The sequence below is a fragment of the Enterococcus sp. AZ109 genome, from assembly GCF_051714625.1.
Classification (GTDB): domain Bacteria; phylum Bacillota; class Bacilli; order Lactobacillales; family Enterococcaceae; genus Enterococcus_A.
In genome coordinates, this window is sequence record NZ_JBIOSF010000001.1 from 582,501 (window position 1) to 602,861 (window position 20,361).

General features: G+C 38.2%; 15 protein-coding genes, 1 tRNA gene, 1 rRNA gene and 1 pseudogene (1 of these 18 cut by a window edge). 4 read left to right on the top strand and 14 right to left on the bottom strand.

Annotated elements, in window-relative coordinates; genetic code table 11:
• The 10 genes and pseudogenes from IGI42_RS02800 to dnaE form a co-directional block, all read right to left on the bottom strand.
• Nucleotides 1–1,361, bottom strand: a 16S ribosomal RNA gene (locus IGI42_RS02800) (it extends 199 nt beyond the left edge of the window).
• A 688-nt stretch (nucleotides 1,362–2,049) separates the two neighbouring features.
• Nucleotides 2,050–2,166: pseudogene (locus IGI42_RS02805) on the bottom strand (IS200/IS605 family transposase); the annotation flags it as partial.
• Between the two features lie 146 nt (nucleotides 2,167–2,312).
• Nucleotides 2,313–3,821, bottom strand: coding sequence for a HAMP domain-containing sensor histidine kinase (locus IGI42_RS02810; RefSeq protein ID WP_438714141.1), 1,509 nt, complete (start codon nucleotides 3,819–3,821; stop codon nucleotides 2,313–2,315).
• Nucleotides 3,818–4,504, bottom strand: a complete 687-nt coding sequence (locus tag IGI42_RS02815) for a response regulator transcription factor (RefSeq protein ID WP_438714143.1) — start codon at nucleotides 4,502–4,504, stop codon at nucleotides 3,818–3,820. The genes IGI42_RS02810 and IGI42_RS02815 overlap by 4 nt, the downstream gene beginning before the upstream one ends.
• Before the next feature lie 147 nt (nucleotides 4,505–4,651).
• Nucleotides 4,652–6,073, bottom strand: a complete 1,422-nt coding sequence (gene gndA / locus IGI42_RS02820) for an NADP-dependent phosphogluconate dehydrogenase (RefSeq protein ID WP_438714145.1) — start codon at nucleotides 6,071–6,073, stop codon at nucleotides 4,652–4,654.
• A 148-nt stretch (nucleotides 6,074–6,221) separates the two neighbouring features.
• A complete protein-coding gene (gene rpmF, locus IGI42_RS02825) occupies nucleotides 6,222–6,401 on the bottom strand; it encodes a 50S ribosomal protein L32 (protein ID WP_207674294.1) in 180 nt (59 codons plus the stop codon).
• Nucleotides 6,402–6,463: 62 nt separating this feature from the next.
• On the bottom strand, nucleotides 6,464–7,009 hold the full coding sequence (locus tag IGI42_RS02830; protein WP_438714147.1) for a YceD family protein: 546 nt from the start codon (nucleotides 7,007–7,009) through the stop codon (nucleotides 6,464–6,466).
• A gap of 171 nt (nucleotides 7,010–7,180) precedes the next feature.
• Nucleotides 7,181–8,965 (bottom strand): pyruvate kinase, encoded by a 1,785-nt coding sequence (gene pyk, locus IGI42_RS02835; RefSeq protein WP_438714148.1) that lies wholly within the window; start codon nucleotides 8,963–8,965, stop codon nucleotides 7,181–7,183.
• Between the two features lie 70 nt (nucleotides 8,966–9,035).
• Nucleotides 9,036–9,998 carry a 6-phosphofructokinase gene (gene pfkA / locus IGI42_RS02840; protein ID WP_438714150.1) on the bottom strand — a complete coding sequence of 321 codons (963 nt, stop codon included), beginning with the start codon at nucleotides 9,996–9,998 and terminating at the stop codon, nucleotides 9,036–9,038.
• A 137-nt stretch (nucleotides 9,999–10,135) separates the two neighbouring features.
• Nucleotides 10,136–13,423 carry a DNA polymerase III subunit alpha gene (gene dnaE / locus IGI42_RS02845; protein ID WP_438714152.1) on the bottom strand — a complete coding sequence of 1,096 codons (3,288 nt, stop codon included), beginning with the start codon at nucleotides 13,421–13,423 and terminating at the stop codon, nucleotides 10,136–10,138.
• Between the two features lie 100 nt (nucleotides 13,424–13,523).
• On the opposite strand from dnaE, the gene IGI42_RS02850 reads away from it, so the two are divergent.
• Nucleotides 13,524–13,709, top strand: coding sequence for a YjzD family protein (locus IGI42_RS02850; protein ID WP_438714153.1), 186 nt, complete (start codon nucleotides 13,524–13,526; stop codon nucleotides 13,707–13,709).
• Nucleotides 13,710–13,757: 48 nt separating this feature from the next.
• Here IGI42_RS02850 and IGI42_RS02855 read toward each other — a convergent pair whose 3' ends face one another.
• A complete protein-coding gene (locus tag IGI42_RS02855; protein WP_438717002.1) occupies nucleotides 13,758–14,960 on the bottom strand; it encodes a multidrug efflux MFS transporter in 1,203 nt (400 codons plus the stop codon).
• Nucleotides 14,961–15,127: 167 nt separating this feature from the next.
• Between IGI42_RS02855 and IGI42_RS02860 the strand changes: the two genes are divergently transcribed.
• Entirely contained in the window at nucleotides 15,128–15,931 is an 804-nt protein-coding gene (locus IGI42_RS02860; RefSeq protein WP_438714155.1) for a Cof-type HAD-IIB family hydrolase, read from the top strand.
• Nucleotides 15,932–16,034: 103 nt separating this feature from the next.
• On the opposite strand, the gene IGI42_RS02865 is transcribed toward IGI42_RS02860, so the two are convergent.
• Both IGI42_RS02865 and IGI42_RS02870 read right to left on the bottom strand, forming a co-directional pair.
• Nucleotides 16,035–16,493: a threonine/serine exporter family protein gene (locus IGI42_RS02865; protein WP_438714156.1), complete on the bottom strand. Its 459-nt coding sequence runs from the start codon at nucleotides 16,491–16,493 to the stop codon at nucleotides 16,035–16,037.
• Between the two features lie 13 nt (nucleotides 16,494–16,506).
• Nucleotides 16,507–17,259, bottom strand: coding sequence for a threonine/serine exporter family protein (locus IGI42_RS02870; protein ID WP_438714158.1), 753 nt, complete (start codon nucleotides 17,257–17,259; stop codon nucleotides 16,507–16,509).
• A 380-nt stretch (nucleotides 17,260–17,639) separates the two neighbouring features.
• Between IGI42_RS02870 and IGI42_RS02875 the strand changes: the two genes are divergently transcribed.
• Complete coding sequence (locus tag IGI42_RS02875; RefSeq protein WP_438714160.1) at nucleotides 17,640–18,212, top strand: TetR/AcrR family transcriptional regulator; 573 nt, start codon at nucleotides 17,640–17,642, stop codon at nucleotides 18,210–18,212.
• 42 nt (nucleotides 18,213–18,254) lie between these two features.
• A tRNA-Ser gene (locus tag IGI42_RS02880) sits at nucleotides 18,255–18,342 on the top strand.
• Nucleotides 18,343–18,845: 503 nt separating this feature from the next.
• On the opposite strand, the gene IGI42_RS02885 is transcribed toward IGI42_RS02880, so the two are convergent.
• The gene (locus IGI42_RS02885; RefSeq protein ID WP_438714161.1) at nucleotides 18,846–20,198 is read right to left on the bottom strand and encodes an Nramp family divalent metal transporter; all 1,353 of its coding nucleotides are present in this window, start codon (nucleotides 20,196–20,198) and stop codon (nucleotides 18,846–18,848) included.
• Nucleotides 20,199–20,361 lie beyond the last annotated feature (163 nt).

The following is a 20,361-nucleotide window of genomic DNA, read 5'->3' on the forward strand; positions in this document are numbered from 1 at the left end:
GCGATTCCGGCTTCATGTAGGCGAGTTGCAGCCTACAATCCGAACTGAGAGAAGCTTTAAGAGATTAGCTTAGCCTCGCGACTTCGCGACTCGTTGTACTTCCCATTGTAGCACGTGTGTAGCCCAGGTCATAAGGGGCATGATGATTTGACGTCATCCCCACCTTCCTCCGGTTTGTCACCGGCAGTCTCGCTAGAGTGCCCAACTAAATGATGGCAACTAACAATAAGGGTTGCGCTCGTTGCGGGACTTAACCCAACATCTCACGACACGAGCTGACGACAACCATGCACCACCTGTCACTTTGCCCCCGAAGGGGAAGCTCTATCTCTAGAGTGGTCAAAGGATGTCAAGACCTGGTAAGGTTCTTCGCGTTGCTTCGAATTAAACCACATGCTCCACCGCTTGTGCGGGCCCCCGTCAATTCCTTTGAGTTTCAACCTTGCGGTCGTACTCCCCAGGCGGAGTGCTTAATGCGTTAGCTGCAGCACTGAAGGGCGGAAACCCTCCAACACTTAGCACTCATCGTTTACGGCGTGGACTACCAGGGTATCTAATCCTGTTTGCTCCCCACGCTTTCGAGCCTCAGCGTCAGTTACAGACCAGAGAGCCGCCTTCGCCACTGGTGTTCCTCCATATATCTACGCATTTCACCGCTACACATGGAATTCCACTCTCCTCTTCTGCACTCAAGTTTCCCAGTTTCCAATGACCCTCCCCGGTTGAGCCGGGGGCTTTCACATCAGACTTAAGAAACCGCCTGCGCTCGCTTTACGCCCAATAAATCCGGACAACGCTTGCCACCTACGTATTACCGCGGCTGCTGGCACGTAGTTAGCCGTGGCTTTCTGGTTAGATACCGTCAAGGGGTGAACATTTTACTCTCACCCTTGTTCTTCTCTAACAACAGAGTTTTACGATCCGAAAACCTTCTTCACTCACGCGGCGTTGCTCGGTCAGACTTTCGTCCATTGCCGAAGATTCCCTACTGCTGCCTCCCGTAGGAGTTTGGGCCGTGTCTCAGTCCCAATGTGGCCGATCACCCTCTCAGGTCGGCTATGCATCGTTGCCTTGGTGAGCCGTTACCTCACCAACTAGCTAATGCACCGCGGGTCCATCCTCGAGTGACGCAAAAGCGCCTTTCAAAAGAAAACCATGCGGTTTTCTTTGTTATGCGGTATTAGCACCTGTTTCCAAGTGTTATCCCCCGCTCGAGGGTAGGTTACCCACGTGTTACTCACCCGTTCGCCACTCCTTTTCTTTCGGTGGAGCAAGCTCCGGTGAAAGAAAAAGCGTTCGACTTGCATGTATTAGGCACGCCGCCAGCGTTCGTCCTGAGCCAGGATCAAACTCTCATATAAGATGTTTGAAACAGTCCTAAGACTGTTAAGCTCAATTTAAAAATTGATTCGCTAGCAATTGCTTGCTATGTTGTTTGTTTCTATATAATAGAAACGCCCTACACATTTGGTTTGTTTTATTCGTTCAGTTTTCAAAGGTCTACTTAATGAAATTTGCGTTTCTCGCTGCATCAGCAACTCATATATCGTATCAGGTTACTAACTCAATGTCAACATCTTTTTGTTTTTCTTTTTTAAAAAAAACAAATTTGTTATCAGCGACTTTATAAAAATACCATAACTGAAATCATCCGTCAACAACTTTTTTCAAAAATATTTTTGACAGATTTTATCTCGTTGGAACAAATAATAATATAGCAATCTTTGGCTTTTAACGCAACTATAAATTGCAATTTTTTTTATTTTTTTTTCTTATGCGAACAAAATCGACTACCAACAAAGCAACGTTCGATTTTTGAAGCAAAAATAACATATCTATCCCTACGTATCATTTAAAATAATCGGAATCAAAATAACTAGTGTATACGGATTTGCTTCTTCGAACAATGTTGGCGGATCTGTGGAATAATTTACTTTGATTTGATTGTAAATCTATTCGGCTATCATCTCATTGTTTCGGCAAAGCGTTTCTACGTAGCAAACTCTGTACCATTTCCAAATCAATATTTCGGATCTAAATAAATGTTCAAATGATTTCTCTGATACTTGCCCAGCATTTTATTTGTTTGCGATATTTTGATGCAAACACGATATGATACTTACATCTACAATTGTTATGTGATAGACTTTCAATATTTTCATTCATAAGGCTACCTCCTAATTTCGATTGGAATGTGGTTGGAAGATCAACATCAGTTTGTCATTTTAGGAGGCTTCTTCACAATACCTCACTAGAAGCTATTTAGCTCTCACAATACTAGAGGTTTTTCAGAACATACAAAAATCAGCCGATTATTGTTCGGCTGATTCCTCTTCTATCATTGGAATAAAAATTCTAAAAATTGTTCCTTGCCCAATTGAACTTTCAACACTAATATGTCCTTTATAACTTTCAATCAGCTTGTGTGCAATTGATAATCCAAGTCCATTTCCGCCTTTTGTACGCGCACGCGCCTTATCTACTCTATAAAACCGGTTGAAAACTTTATCAATATCTTCGTCTGGAATTCCTTCGCCAAAATCTTGAATAGCAATTTCGAAATCGTTTAACGTAGACGAAATGGAAATGTGTACTTCTTTTCGATCTGTTGAGTATTTGACAGCATTATCCATAATAATAATCATAATCTGTTCTAGATGATTACGATAAATTTTCAACTGTTTTTCCGCTTCTAAGTCATCATCCAAAGTAAAAGTAAACTCAGGGTACAACAATTTAAAGTTATTAAAAACCTGATAAGTTACTTCTTTAGCATTCGAAACTTCGTTACCGTAGTAAACATCAACTTGTTCAGCGCGGGATAAATCTAACATTTCTTGTACCAAGCTTTTCATGCGTCCGATTTCCTGCAAACTAGCTTGGATGGATTCCTCCAGAATTTCAGGATCATCCTTTCCCCATCGATTCAACAAACTAAGATGTCCTTCAATCACTGCAACAGGAGTCCGCAGTTCATGTGACACATCTTCTACAAACTGTTCTTGCTGTTTGATATACATTCTAATGCGATCAATGACATCATTAAAGATCATCGCTAGATCAGCCAACTCATCATTTGTAGTTATTTCAGGTACATAAACATCTGCCTGTGGATCTTGACGAATAATTTCCATAGTATCCCGTAAAATCTTTACTGGTTTTAAAAAATAGGATGACAGTAAGAAGCCTAAAAAACTACTAAGTACTAAAGATACGATTTCTAAAACAATTAAAGTTATCAATAGTTTACTACGCATCTCATAAAAATCAGACAATTCATAAAAAATCTGAGCATAACCAATTTGTTCGCGCGTCTCTTTCGAATAAATTGGTTCAATTGATAAGAATCCGTTTTTTTCATCTAGAGTAACAATTGTCGGACTCTTATGCTCCATTTGAACTAAAGGATGGTAGACTTCCTGTGTTTTGAAAATTAATTTCTGATCCAAATTATAAATATCTAATGATAGCTGTGGCTGTCCCAGTTCTGCTAAAAAGCTATCAATCCTTAACATATTACCTTCAAGTGTCATATTTCGATCATAGAGTGCATTGTCCAGATTAGACGACTCGGTTAACGTACGATATGTATTCACTAAGGTCAATTCTTCATTCGAGTTAGCTAAACGAGAAGAAACATCTGTGATCGTACGTTCAACATTGTTTCTTTCCTTAGCTACAATTAGGTTAATTGAAGACTTGTAGGTAATCACTGCAAAAATTGTAAATACTACGAATATAAAGAAAGAACTTGTAAAGGCCCACTTAATAGTAAGTGAAGGCCCCTTCAGTTCTCCATGCTTCTTAAAAAGCTTTCTCATGATCGCATAACATATCCTGTCCCACGAACAGTTTGAATGTAGCTATCTTCTCCAGTAACATCTATCTTATTACGTAGATAACGAATATATACGTCGACAACATTGGTCTCAACTTCAGTCTCATAGCCCCAAACTTTATTTAATAATACATCTCGAGCTAACACGACATTCACATTTTCCATCAATGTTAATAGTAATTCGTACTCACGTTTCGTCAATTCAATTATATCATTTCCGCGACGAACCACTCGATTTTCTTTTTCAATCGTCAAGTCACGGTAAGTAATAGTAGTTTGTTTCGCAACATTTTTGTCACCTTCAATATCAATTCGACGAAGGAGTGCGCGTAGACGGGCTAATAGTTCTTCAATCGCAAATGGTTTGACGATGTAATCATCTGCACCATGGTCTAAACCCGAAACACGGTCAATCACGGAATCACGTGCGGTCATCATAATAATTGGTGTATTTTTCACTTGTCTTACACGACGGCAAACTTCTAAACCGTTTAATTCAGGAAGCATCAAATCTAAAAGAATTGCATCCCATTCATTCTCTAGAGCTGCTTCTAATCCAGTACGTCCATTGTAATGGACATCTGTTTCGTACCCCTCGTGTTTCAGCTCAAGTTCCACGAACCGAGCTAAGTTTTTTTCATCTTCAATGATTAGAATATTACTCATTCTCATTATTCCTTTCCAAAACGAACTTACTTAAACCATTTATATTAAAGGTCTAAGCCTTTCAAATCTATTGACATTTTATCATGAAATGCCCAATAAAAAAACTAGGGACCTCTAAACAGTTAAAAATCCCTAGTTTTGCTTTAATTATTCTTCATCATACCAACTATAGTGATAAATTCCGTCCTTATCTGTCCGTTCATAAGTATGGGCACCGAAATAGTCTCGTTGTGCTTGAATTAAATTTGCAGGTAATCTTTCTGCCCGATAAGAATCATAGTAGGAAATCGCTGAAGAAAAAGTTGGAACCGGAATTCCAGCCTGAACAGCTATACCTACAACTTCACGAACAGCAGTTTGATACTTGCTAGCAATTTCTTGGAAATAGCTATCTAACATCAAATTTGCAAGATCTGCATCCTTTTCGTATGCATCAGTAATTTTTTGTAAGAAACCAGCACGAATAATACATCCAGCACGCCAAATTTTAGCAATATCACCAAACGGTAACTCCCAACTGTATTCCTTCGATGCTGCACGCAGTTGAGCAAAGCCTTGTGCATAGCTCATTAATTTGCTGAAGTACAATGCTTCCCGAATTTTTTCTACTAATTCATCTTTGTCGCCTTCATATTTATAAGGCTTAGGACCAGACAAAACTTTACTTGCTACTATACGCTCATTTTTATATGCTGAGATAAAACGGGCAAACACAGATTCAGTGATTAATGGAAGAGGTACGCCCAAATCTAGAGAACTTTGAGAGGTCCACTTTCCTGTTCCTTTGTTACCAGCAGCATCTAAGATTACGTCAACTACTGGTTTACCAGTACCTTCGTCATCTTTTCTTGTTAAAATATCTGCTGTAATTTCGATTAAGTAACTGTCTAGCTCGCCCTTATTCCATTCAGCAAACACCTCAGCCATTTCATCAACCGTTAGATCCAGCAACTGCCGCATCAAATCGTACGATTCAGCGATCAATTGCATATCACCATATTCTATACCATTGTGTACCATTTTTACGTAATGTCCAGCTCCATTAGCACCGATGTAAGTAACGCAAGGTTCTCCGTCTTCGGCTTTTGCAGCGATTTGTTCAAAGATAGGCGCTACTAAATCATACGCTTCTTTCTGACCACCAGGCATCATTGAAGGACCTTCTAGAGCACCTTTTTCACCACCAGATACTCCAGTTCCGATAAAGTTAATACCAGAATTGGCTAATTCTTCGTTTCGCCTCATAGTATCTTTAAAGAATGTATTTCCACCATCTATTAATACATCGCCTTTATCCAAATGAGGTAGCAATTCTTGTATTGTTGCATCCGTTGCCGGACCTGCTTTTACCATTAACATAATACGACGAGGTTTTTCAATTGCTTGAACAAATTCCTCAATAGAAAAGGTTGCTTCAAAGTTGCGATTGGGATGTTCATCCACTACGACTTGTGTTTTTGATCCTGTACGATTGTACAAGGCAACAGTGTAGCCTCGGCTTTCAATGTTAAGGGCTAAGTTCTTTCCCATAACTGCCATTCCGATAACACCAAATTGTGCTTTTGACATAATATACCTCCTAATTATTCCACTATCTTCTACATTATAGCCCAAGGTGCAGAAAATGAAAAAGGAATTGTGTGCAATACATAAAAAACCTCAAGACTCCATGGTTAGTCTTGAGGTTTTTCGCTTTTTCTATCATTTAAAAAAGCTATTATGCTTCTTTAGACATAACATCTTTTCCATCGTAGTGGCCGCAGTTGGCACACACGTGATGACTCTTCTTCATTTCACCACAGTTTGGACATTCGTTCAAACCTTTAATGGTTAATTTGTAGTGAGTACGACGCTTTGCTTTTTTTGCTTTTGAAGTTCTTCTTGCTGGTACTGCCATTGGTGTTACACCTCCTTGTAAAGATGAAGTATCTTAAATAGATACATTTTATTCCAATCTTACTAATTATCTCTTTCATTAAAAAGTTCAGATAACTTTGCAAGACGAGGATCGTTTGTTTCTGCTTGCACCTTCTTAGCAAGGTATTCTTCTTCAGAGACAACTTGCCAGTCATTACCCTTAGGTAAATTTTTACCATCTTTCTCTTCATCCGTTAATACCTGCAGTGGAATTGCTAGCAGTATGTTGTCTTCTACAGAGTCCGTCAAGTCGATAATATCACTGTCTAATACTATGATCTCTTCTTCACGGTCATCAACCTGCTCGGACCATTGCGCTTGTGTCATAAATATTTCATCCACAGAAAGATCAAGTGACATATCAACCGGTTCAAGGGAACGAGAAGACGGAACAGTTACAGTCGTCGTTAACCGATAATGTAAAATATATTCTTTTTTTCCGACAGACAAAATTCCTGTAACCTTTACAGGTGCTACTGCCAAAATTTCTGAATCACGTTGTTTTAACGATTCACCAACATCCATTGTATCGGAAAAATTCAGTGGTTCGTCTTGATAACGGCGCAATTCTATCGTGGACCATTTCATTATTCATCACCTCTAAGCAACAATCGATATTATACAGGGGGAAAATTTCTTTGTCAATGAAATTTTCTTGACACCTCAAAAAAACTGATAATATAGCGTTTTCCGAATGTTATTTATTAAAAAAAGAAACGGATGAACCAATTTAGCTCAGTTCACCCATTCAAGATATCCTTAAATTGCTGTTGTTTCTCCACGATATACAATACCACGACGAGGATCAACAGTAACTAACTCGCCATCAACAATAGTTGAAGTAGCATCTTTAGCACCCACGATAACAGGAATATCTTGAGCAATTCCTACGACCGCAGCGTGAGATGTCAGTCCACCTTCTTCAACAATCAACGCAGCTGCTTTTTCAATAGCAGGCATATATTCTTTATCTGTTGTTGGAACAACTAGAACCATACCTTCTTTTGCGTTTTTAATTGCTTCATCAGCAGATGATGCAACAACTGCGTTTGCTACAATAGTCTTCTCACCAACACCTTGAGCTTCTAACAATTTAGAACCAATTAATTGGATCTTCATCACGTTGGTTGTTCCACGTTCACCAACTGGAACACCAGCAGTGATCAAAATCAGGTCTCCCTCTTTCGCAAAGCCTAATTCTACGGCTTTTTTAGTCGCAAGGTCGAACATTTCATCAGTTGTTGTTGGCTTTTCAGCAACTGTTGGGTAAACTCCCCAATTTAGCATCAAACCACGTTTTGTGCGTTCGTCAAAGGTTACAGCCAAGATGTCAGCATCAGGACGATATTTAGAAATCATTTTAGCAGTATGTCCAGATTCAGTAGCAGCTACAATTGTTTTTACGCCTAAGTTATGAGCAGCGCGAGCAACTGACAAGCTGACTGTTTCAGTTACATCTGTTTTATCAAATTCATTAATTTGGAATGTACCCATTTCTTCGAGAGCTTTTTCTGCTTCTTGGTCAATACGAGCCATTGTTGCTACAGCTTCTACTGGATAGTCGCCGTTTGCTGATTCACCCGAAAGCATTGTTGCGTCTGTTCCATCAAAAACAGCGTTCGCAACGTCAGAAGCTTCAGCACGTGTTGGACGTGGGTTGCTTTGCATAGATTCCAGCATTTGAGTAGCTGTAATAACTGATTTACCAGCAGCGTTACATTTTTTGATGATCGATTTTTGAACCATTGGAACTTCTTCTGCTGGGATTTCAACACCCATGTCGCCACGGGCTACCATAATACCGTCAGAAACTTTTAAGATTTCATCGATATTATCAATACCCTCCTGAGATTCAATTTTAGAGAAGATTTGAACATGATTCATGTCTTTTTCTTCTAAAATTTCGCGAATTTCTAACACGTCTTGTGCTTTACGTACAAAGCTTGCAGCAATAAAGTCAATATCGTTATCTAGACCAAAGCGAATATCATCAGCATCTTTCTCTGTAATACCTGGCAAACTGATAGATACGCCAGGTGCATTAACGCCTTTACGTGATCCAAGCATTCCAGCATTTTTAACTACTACTACTAATTCACGATTGGTAGCATCTTTTTCGATAATCTCCATGTCAATTAGGCCATCATCGAATAAAATGTGTCCGCCTACGTGAACATCATCAAATAGTCCAGGGTAAGTGACCGCAATTTTTTCTTTTGAACCTTTGAATTCAGGATCCATAGAAATACGTGTTTGATCTCCAACATTAAATTGAATATATCCAGCTCGACCGTAATCAGCATCAGTTGTGTTTTGAACAGTTGTACGGATTTCCGCACCTTTTGTATCTAAAAGAATACCTACGTCTTTTCCAGTTTTCTTAACAGCTTCACGAACAAGAGTCATCCGACTTAATTGTTCTTCGTGATCACCGTGAGAAAAGTTGAAACGAAAGACATTTGCACCAGCCTCGATCAATTCAGAGATAATTTCAAGTGTGTTACTTGCTGGTCCTAATGTACTAACGATTTTTGTTTTTTTCATGTATAAACGCTCCTATTCTTGTTGTATTACTTTTATAACTAGTAGCTTTTAAGCTACTTCATTAACGATGTTAAAATGAGATTGTTTGGTTCAATTCATAAAGTGATAAATCCGGTTTATGTTTATTGTTTTCCAAAGTATCTATGATGTCAGCAGCGACTACTTCGTTTTCTAACATACCGATACACAAGCCGCCTTTGCCTTCTTGCAGCAATTCAACAGCATATGAACCAAATTTACTTGCTAACACACGGTCACGAGCGCTTGGAGAACCACCACGAACAACGTGACCCAGCACACTAACGCGTGTGTGGAAATCTCCGTATTCAGATAGTTGGTCAGCAAACTCATTGCCACCCATAACACCTTCAGCCAGAACGATTAGGCAATGCTTCTTGCCGCGGTCGCGTCCCGCTTTGATTTTATTAGCAATGACTGCCATATCGAAATCATGTTCTGGGATAACAATTTCATCTGCTCCGCCAGCAACACCTGACCACAAAGCAATATCACCTGCGTTGCGTCCCATTACTTCAATAACGAAAGTACGCACATGTGAAGTCGCTGTGTCGCGAATTCTATCCAGTGATTCTAATACTGTGTTAATAGCCGTATCAAATCCAATAGTAAAATCAGTTCCTGGAATATCATTGTCAATAGTTCCTGGAATTCCTACTGCCGGAAAGCCATGTTTAGTTAAAGCCATCGCTCCGTGATAAGAACCGTCACCACCGATAACGACTAAACCTTCGATTCCAAATTTTTTTAATTGTTCGATCCCTTTTAACTGACCTTCTTCTGTGGCAAATTCAGGGTAACGAGCAGAATATAAAAATGTTCCGCCTCGTTGGATCTTATCACCAACATCAGCAACATCTAAACGACGAATATCACCAGCAACTAAACCAGCAAAACCGTAATTAATACCGTACACTTCTAGGCCTTCGTAGATTCCTTTACGAACAACAGCACGAACAGCAGCGTTCATACCTGGAGCGTCTCCTCCACTAGTTAAAATTCCAATGCGTTTCATTTTCTCACCTCAAAAAATTATTAGTCAAGCATTGTTCTCAATTCATGGTACATTCTACCATCAAAGCAACTAAAAGTCTTGGAAAGTTAATGGGAAAGTCAGATATACCTGAAAAAAGTTATGAAAGTTGCAAGAAATCACCGTAATACGACGTTTTTATCACCCAATATGTCACGTAAACCATCTAACAATTGCGTATTACGCCCTATCCAAAGTTCCTTTCCTAACACAATCTTTCGGCTGTCTTTCTCGAAATAAATGACTACTGGTATATTGCCCGAAGTTTGCTTTAATTGTTTTACAATTTCTTGATGAAGGCTTTCGCTATCCTGATCAATAGCCACTCGTAAGTATAAAATCTCCTCGGGCGAATTTTTTTCAACAGTATCAGCATCCTCAAAACTTTCGACTAACATTTGTAGAGCTTGGTCATAACGACTTTCCTCAATTTTCCCGGTTACAAGGTAGACTTTCTCCAATTGAAGATCCTTCCGAATTTTGCGGTAAAGCACTGGGAAAACAGTCATGGATACTTCACCACTTTTGTCATTACCATCCAGAAAAGCCATTTGCTCACCCTTTTTCGTTCGAATCTCACGTAGATTTTTCAAGTAAACTAACATTGTTACGTTCTGTCCCGCCAAGATATCGCTCACTAAACGGATTTTTCTTTGCCTCTTAATTTTGGGGTAGTTTTCCGTAGGATGTCCTGAGACATACAATCCTAAGTATTTTTCTTCAAACTCTAGCCTTTCCGTTAAAGAGTACTCAGGTACCTCTTGTTCTTTTAAGCTCATTACATCCAACAAAGTATTATTTCCCCCACTATATAGAACGTTTTGAATTTTCCCTTTAAGTTCCACCTGCAATTGATGACGATTATTATGCAATTCATCAAAGGCACCTACAAGAATTAATGGTTCAACATATTCAGCTTTTAACCACCGTTCCTCGATTCTTAGTAGATAATCGTCTAGTGATTTGTACCCTCCCAGATTTTTTCGTTCAGTCAAAATATTCGCAACGTAGTCTCTGCGAACACCTTTAATAGCATCAAAACCAACACGGATCTTATTTTTTTCTGCTAAAGTAAAGCTGTAATAGCTTTTATTAATGTCTGGTGCTAACAGCTGCATCCCCGCACGATTAGCTTCAATAATGTACTCTCGCATCTTTTTTGCATCGTTGCGAGTTGATTGGAGCAAAGCAATGTAAAATGGTCCTGGATAATGAACTTTTAAATAGGCCATCTGATACCCGACAAAAGAGTAGGCAAAAGCATGAGACCGGTTGAATCCATAATTAGCAAAGCGTTCAATGTAGTCATAAACTTCTTCTGCACTTTTTTTAGTATAGCCCTGCTTGATTGCGCCAGATACGAAATGACGTCGCTCATCGTCTAGTAACTCTTTTTTCTTTTTACTGACTGCTCTACGTAGAATATCCGCTTGCCCCAAACTGAATCCAGCCATTTTAGCCGCTACCTGCATAATTTGCTCTTGGTATACGATAATGCCATACGTATTTTCTAAAATTGGTTTTAAAGTTTCTTCCGGGTACTGGATCGCTTCTTTCCCTTTTTTCCGCGCTATGAAGTGGTCAATATTTTGCATTGGACCTGGCCGATATAAAGCATTCACTGCCGCTATATCTTCAATTGATGTAGGACCTAAACGACGCAACACATTGCGAATACCAGCGGATTCAAATTGGAATATTCCACTAGTTTCACCGCGTTGAAAAAGAGCTAAGGTGTCTGGATCATCTAAAGGAATGTGCTTTAGGTTAATCTCTTCATGATAAACCTTTTTTATGTTCCGTAATGCAGTATCAATAATTGATAAATTCCGTAATCCCAAAAAATCCATCTTTAACAACCCAATTGTTTCTACATCACTCATAGTAAATTGAGTTAGTAAAATATCCTCTGAGCCGTTTTGTAAAGGAACAATAGGGATTAATTCTTGATCACTTATAACGACTCCGGCAGCATGAGTGGACACATGTCTTGGCAAACCTTCTAAGCTAAGGGCTGTCTCAAACATCAATTGACTTCTAGAATCCGCATTTACCAACCGCTTCAAGGTTTCTGATTGATCGTAGGCATTTCCCAGAGTAATTTTCAGTTGATTAGGTATTGCTTTAGACCAACGATTGACTTCACTTTGCGACAAACCAAAAACTCGACCGACATCCCGAAGGACCATTTTCGCCGCCATCGTTCCAAAAGTAGCAATTTGTGCTACATGAAAACGACCATATTTTTCCTTTATATAATGCAAAATTTCATTTCGGCGATTATCAGGAATATCTAAATCTATATCTGGCATGCTGAAACGTTCAGGGTTCAAAAAGCGCTCAAATAATAGATCGTACTGAATTGGGTCAACATCAGTAATTGATAAAACATAAGCAACCAATGATCCCGCTGCTGAACCTCGTCCCGCCCCAGTAACAATTTTGTTGTGGTGAGCGTAATCCATGACATCCCAGACGATTAGAAAATAGTCATCAAAGCCCATGGTATGTATGATAGACAGTTCTTTTGCCAAACGTTCTTGATACACTGTAGAAACTTTACTTACTCGTAACGGCAAGTATTCCCAGCATAACTTTTCTAAAAAGGCTTTAGCTGTTTGATCCTGAGAGAGCGGATAATGTGGTAATAGTTTCTGATGCAACGGGATGTCTAACTGGCAACTCTCTGCTAAAAAAACCGCATTATTAATCGCTTCTAAATACTGCAAATCTTCAAAACGGTGAAAAAGCTGCTCCTCAGACAATAGATAGCTCTCGCCGCTTTTTGCTATAAGTGCATCTTTAGCTAGCTGAGTACCTGATTGAATGTGTTGCATCACATCAATTGCAAAAGCTTCTTCTGGCTTTGAATACCTTACCTCGTGTAAAGCAAGCAAAGGTAATTGATAGGATCGACTCAAAGTAAAAGCTAGATCACTATTGGTTAGGGAGCCACCTAAAAAAATCTCTTGAGAAAAATGTTTTTTTACTTCGTTCAAGACAACCTCAATATCTCCTTCTAGCGGAAGTTTACTGATAGGTAAAACTATCATTAAATGCTGAGGCTTAATACCGTAATCGGTTAACTGCAAAGTTTTCTCTTCAGTCATTCTTTGAGTAGAAAGGCGCATTAATTCTTGATAACCAGCTAAATCTTTGGCATATAAAAGTAAGCTGAACTTTTCATCAAAGTAAGATATCACATCCAACTCCATGCCTATAATCGGTTTTATTTGCTGCTGTTTGCAAGCTTGATAAAATTCAACTGCACCATGCAAAACGTGTTCATCTGTTAAAGCAAGTATTTTGTAACCTTTTTCTTTAGCTTGTTTAACGTAATTAGAAATGGTTAAAGTACTTTGCAGCAGAGAATAAGATGTTTTTGTATATAGTTGTGGAAAATTCATAGGTTCCTCCTACTGAACTCTTTTGTGAAGACTTTTCTTTACATTTTTCGAAAAAATGCTAAACTGAGGCTAGAAATCGACACGAAAAGAGGTGTTATTAATGAAATATCTCGTTACCTTCTTCTGGGCATTTGCTATTGGACAGGCAGTTTGTTACTTAGGCGGTGCTTTACAGAGCGCAACTTATAACTTCCAACTCTCAACGATTGTTTCTTTAATTGTCGGTGTTATTACAGTTTTGCTTTCATATGCAATAAAGCCTGTACAACAAACCACCAATCATTAGAAAATAGACCAGTTGCTTTATTGTAGCTGGTTTTTTCTTACTGTAAAATCAAATTTTTGTTTTACTCCTTAAAAGCTCTCTAAAATTGAAAAGGCTGAGCATCATATTCCCGAGCACAAAAACACTAGTTACTAAAAAGACAGCGGGATACCCCATCGAGTGTGCTACCGTAGAGCCGACCATTGGTCCTAACACCTGACCAAAGTTATTAAACATTTGATTATAACTGTACAAGCGGCTAACTCCTTCTGGTGGGCTGATCTTTCCAATTAGCGTATTAATAGAAGGCATTAATGCTCCAGTGGAAAATCCTAAAAAGAAACGTAGAACTCCCAGCTGAAAAGGTGTTTTTACAAAGGCCATCGGAATGAAACAGATAAATGATAAGAGTAATCCTCCTAACAAAATTTTATGATTCCCTATTTTATCTCCTAATTTCCCTAAGGTTGGGGAAGAAATCACAGCAGAAACTCCCGCAGCAGATATAATGAATCCACTGATTAGCAACGCATTGCTACTGTTACCACTCAATTGGCGAATGTATAAAGTTAAAATAGGACTGATACTGGTTGCTCCGATTTGAAGGATCATTGTACTAATAAACAGACCCACTAAAATTGAAAGGTGATCAATCTTCTTAGTAAGCCCTCGGATACTCATCATGTCTTTCTTTTCAATTGGGTGGAAATTTTCCTGAACCATAAAGATAGTCAAAATAGTACAAATCATTAGAATAATTCCAGTGATAATGAACACATTTTCTAATCCGAATCCTTGGGCCAGTGCACCTCCAATAGAAGGACCAATTAGACTTCCAGCAACTGCTCCAGTGGAAAGAGTTCCCAATGCCCATCCACTTTTTTCCCGTGGTGCTTGCGAGGCAATCATTGCCGTAGCATTTGGTATATATCCAGATAATACGCCCGTCATAAACCTCATTGCCAGCAGCCAATAAACATTAGGAACAAATGCCAATGACCCCATCGTAACAGTCATGCCGGCAGCAGCCCGGACCATCATAAGTTTTCTTCCCTTACGGTCAGCTAAGTTTCCCCAGATTGGTGAAACGATCGCAGCTGCAAAAGCTGTAACCGAAATCGCCAACCCGGCAAACATCTCCACCTGAGGCTCTGGTGTCCCTAGCTGCTCAATATACACAGGTAAAAATGGCATTACCAAGCTAAAGCTAGCTCCTGTAAAGAAACACCCTATCCAAGAAATGAACAGGTTTCTTCGCCAATTGATTTTCATTTTTTTCATCTCTCTTTTTTTCATTTTTCTTCATCTACTACTATAACAAAGTTTGTCAAACTTTGTAGTGACAAAAGGCTGTATTCTTAAGTAAATTTATAGCGTGTTGGTTGCGTTTTTCATGAGATGTGCTAGACTGAAACAAATTGAAAACAAGGATGATTATTATGAAAAAGATGATTGCCATCGACTTAGATGGAACTACATTAAACGAAGAATCAAGAATAACAGAGCGAACCGCTAAAACATTAAAACGCGCTATGGAAGACGGCCATTCAGTTGTCATCGCAACTGGTAGACCTTATCGCATGAGCAGTGATTTTTATCGTGAACTACAATTATCCACACCTATGATCAACTTTAACGGTGCGTTAGTACATCTTCCAGAAAAGCATTGGGTTAATGAGCTTGAAACTTCTTTTAATCGCAATATCGTTTTTGATATTATGCAGGAAAAGAAAAACTTGAAGCTAGACTTTATTGCAGCAGAAGATCGTAATACCTTTTTCATTGATGATTTGAGCTTTTTTGATAAGCACATGTTTGCCAGTGAAGCGTCAGCTGAAAATTTACTTACTAAAGAGTCGTTGATAAAAAATCCAACTTCAGTTATCGTGCGTAGCCAACCGCAAAATGTCAAAGAAGTAGCAGAAGAACTTCTGCAGCAGTTTGGTGATTCTGTAGAAGTAAATACTTGGGGCGGACCTAACGCTATTTTAGAGATCGTAGCAAAAGGTATTCAAAAGGCACATGGACTAGCGCATATTGTTAAAGTATTTAACATGAAGAGAGAAGAGATCATTGCTTTTGGCGATGAGCACAACGATGTTGAGATGTTAGACTATGCTGGTTGGGGCGTTGCAATGGCAAATGGCACGGATCAAGTAAAATCTGTAGCTGATGACATCACAGCTAAACCTAACACAGAAGATGGCTTAGCTGATTATCTTGAAAAATACCTAGACTTGTAAGCTGATAGTTTTCTATCAGCTTTTTATTTACTCTAGAAGGTCTATAAATTTTTTGGCACTTTAAAGTTTTGACTTTCTAGACCTTTCACAATCGCATAAACAATCAACGTCTCCGTTCCCTTCTAAACGTTGCAGTTGTACGTTTTAAAAACTTTTCAATTACATTCGTAAACATAAATCCTAATGCAATTGCTCCAGAGGTCACTAGCACAACTGCTATATATTGCATGGAAACATCAAAATTCTGATCCATCATTTCCCGGACGGCCATATAAGCTGGTCCACCAGGAACTAACGGTACTAGGCTTGGAACATTAAACACAATAACTGGCATTTTTTTCTTACGTGAGAAATAGATGCTCAGTAGTCCAATGACAATTGCGGCTAAAAAGTTAGAAAAACCAATATTTTGCTTAAAGTATGTCTGACAAACCCAAAAAGTCATCCAGCCCATTGCACCAGTGATACCGCAGGTGATAAAAGCTCTACGGGGAATGTTAGTGATAATGCCAAAAGTAATTGTACTAAGCATACTAAAAATAAAGTTTAAAAGAAAAGTCATTACTTGCTACCTCCTAAAAAAAATTAAAGGCTACGATAATCCCACCACCAATCGCTCCGGCAACAAATAATGCCTCAGTAGCTCTAGCAACCCCACTTATTAAGTGTCCTGCCATTATATCTCGGAAAGAATTTGTAATTGCTAAACCCGGTACAAGCGGCATAATGGAACCTATAACGATATTATTAATATCCCGTGCAAAAGAAAAATTAACCGAAAAAATTGCTAAAACACCTATGAGTAACGCAGCTAAAAAATCATTTAAAAATTTCATCTCAAGTTTTTTACCAAAAAAGGAGTGGACTGAAAAACCTAACATACCTACAACAAAAGTTGCAAGAAAATCCAGCCAACTTTCACGTAAAATTATCATCAATGTACTACTGACAACGCCCGATGCTAAAATCTTCCACATGTAAGGGAAGTCTGGTGTAACGTTATCAATCTCATCTAAATGTTTATAAAAATCCGGCAATGATAATCGACCTTCTGCAAACAACCGAGATGCCCGATTAACTGCCGCTACCTTCTCTAGATTAATTGATTGTTGTGTAATTTGAATAACCTGACTACACTCTTCAGATGGAGATCCTACGATTAATCCTGTTGCTGTCACATACGTTTGCATATCTTCTAATCCCGCATTTTTTGCTATTCGTTTCATCGTGTCTTCTACACGATAAACCTCTGATCCAGACTCCATCATAATTTTGCCTGCCTTCAAGCAAGTAATCAAAACTAGCTGAGCGTAACTTTGTTGAATCAAACCAACACCTCCTTTTGTTTCCTTTTCCTCATCTTAGAAAAAAGAAGACGAATAGGCAAGAAAAAACGATGATTTCCTGCTATAATATAAGATAAAGTAACAAATCTTTTGGTAATTCTCGATTCATCAATATAGATCTTTTGTATTTTTTTTCTTTTAAGTATAACGTGTTTTTTCAAATAAAAAACATTCGTTATCAAAACGATCGTTACTAAAACGATTCCAGATGCTATTTTATGGATCAATCAAAGATTTTTGATTTGTTTTTCAGTTTTTTGCCTTATCTTAGATAACGTAACGTATTAGGGTTGCAAAACCACACACTTTTTGATTAAAATGAATTGATAAGAAAAATAATAACACCTTGGGAGGAAATAAGTATGAGAAGAAAAGTGTATACAAAGGATCAAATTTTAAAGGCTGCCTATGAAGTTGTAGAAAATGAAGGTTTTTCCGGGTTCACTGCTCGAAACATTGCTAAAAAGATGGGAATAAGTACACAACCAATTTATTTAGAATTTAAAAATATGCAAGATTTGAAAAACACATTACTAGATGAGATTTGTAATCATTTGTACTATGATATCTTTCCTGCGAAACGAACTGGAGACACTATTATTGATTTGGGATTAAACTATGTCTATTTCGCTAAAGAACGTAGCAATTTGTACAATGCTTTGTATGTTCAAGAATATGGCGGCGGAAAAAAAATGCATGATTTTTCTTATAAATATTTCCATGAACTGATCAAAAAACATCCAAAATATAAAAATTTAGGTGATGAACAAATCAATGCCCTTCACGTTGGGACATGGATTACAGTAACTGGAATTGCTACTCTGATGTCTTCAGGAATTATTGAACCTACCGAGGATGACATTGTACACTTGATTAACCGTTCAATTGATCATATCTTAGGTACAGACGACATTGCTGTATTAGACAAGCTTTAAAAAACTTGACATTTAAATAAAAAAAGGTAACATAATCTTTGCGGAAGGTTGGCAGAGTGGTAATGCACCGGACTCGAAATCCGGCGAGCCGCAGTAATGTGGTGCACGGGTTCAAATCCCGTACCTTCCTTATATGAAGCCTTTTAGCGTGGTTTTTACCACGCTTTTTTTAAGGATTTTTTCAATTGCCTGATTCGCTTATTTTGGATGAATCTGAAAATATCGAGTTGCTTAAAAAGTATTGCTGGTCAACCAGACTAGTAAAGACCAATTTAAATATTTATTAACTGTAAATCGTCTGCTTACTTTTACAAATACAACTATATTATATAAAAAAAGCTTCACATTACCAATAATAAGTTATAAAAAACCACGAATTAATTATATTTAAAGTTATTTTCGGAGCTTAAAAAATTTACGGAAATGGTTGCATAAAAATGTCATGACACATATAATGTTTTATGAGCGTCTCAGCTCCTATTGACTAAATGGACCGACGTATTCAAGAACTTGGGGAAGTGTCTTGTATTAGTGCGTCGGTCACTCTGAAAAACACAAATCTACTTAATAAAGACTTGCTTTCTCCCCAGTTTAGAGAAAGCAAGTCTTTTTTTGAATAGGTCCATAAAAGTCTTAATTAACCACCGTTATGGTACTGTAAATTAAAAACAAATTTAGGATAGTTAATATAAGAGTGATCATCCAAGCAAGATACTTTTCCCAACGTGGGTTAACAAAGTTTCCCATTAATTTTTTATCACTAGTAAACAGCGTTAATGGAATTATAGAAATTGGTAAAGCTACACTCAGAAATACCTGTGTATATAATAATAGATTCTCCACAGCACTCTCATTTCCACCGTATAAAATGACACAAATAATTACAGGAATGATCGCTAGTAAACGAGTAACTATGCGACGCATCCACAGTGGTATTTTTAGACGAATAAATCCTTCCATAACAATTTGCCCAGAAAGAGTACCGGTAATCGTTGAATTCTGTCCTGAAGCCAGCAGAGCTACTGCAAACAAAGTACTCAATAAGGGACTTGCTATATCTCCTACGATAGTTGGATTCTTTAAAGCATCGTAAAGATCAACGAATTTTCCAAGATCGCTATTTGAACCGTAAAACAACGCACCCCCTAAAATCAGCAACAAACAATTGATGATAAAAGCCACACTGAGCTGGATATTGGAGTCCCATGTGGTAAAGCGAACTGCTTCAGCCATTTCTTTCTCATCTGTTCGGTCAAAATCTCGTGATTGCGAAATAGAAGAATGCAAATACAAGTTATGGGGCATAACCGTTGCTCCGACAATACCTAACGCCAAAATCAACATTGATCTATCTGTAGCGATTTTCACAGTCGGTACAAATCCTTCAAGAACTTCGCCCCAATTAGGATCAGCTATTGCAACTTCATAAGCAAAAACACAAAAAATCACTGTAATTAATGCTGCGACAATTGCTTCGATTTTGCGGAAACCTAACCTAGTCAATAAGAGCAACAGCAACACATCGAAAGTGGTGACTAAAACACCTATTAATAAAGGTAAACCAAATAGTAGCTGTAAGGCTATTGCCCCACCAATTACTTCGGCAATATCAGTCGCCATGATTGCCATTTCATTTACAACCCATAAAGCAAAGCCAAGACTTTTGTTAGTCTTAGCTCGCGTCATCTGAGCTAAATCTTTTCCAGTAACCATACCTAGCTTAGCTGCCATGCTCTGTAAAAGCATCGCAATTAAGCTGGAAAGTAAGATTACAGTCAATAAACTGTATTTGTATTCTGCTCCTCCAGCAATAGAAGTAATCCAATTACCTGGATCCATATAACCGACAGCAACCAGAGCGCCTGGTCCACTATACAACGTCAATTTTTTCCAGAAACTTGCATTTTTTGGTATCTTTATAGTTCCGTTTATTCCTTCCAGACTAACATCATCTGACTTAGGAACCCGCTTTTTCTCCTTTATCAAAAGAATTCCTCATTTCCATTGATTCATTCGTTCCATAATCAGCATATCCTATAACAAAAAATGTGTAAAATATTTTAAAGTTTCTATTTTTTTATAAAAATCCGACTGTAGTCCTATGCAGAGGCAACAAATCTATCATATACTTCACCTTAGATGATCAAAA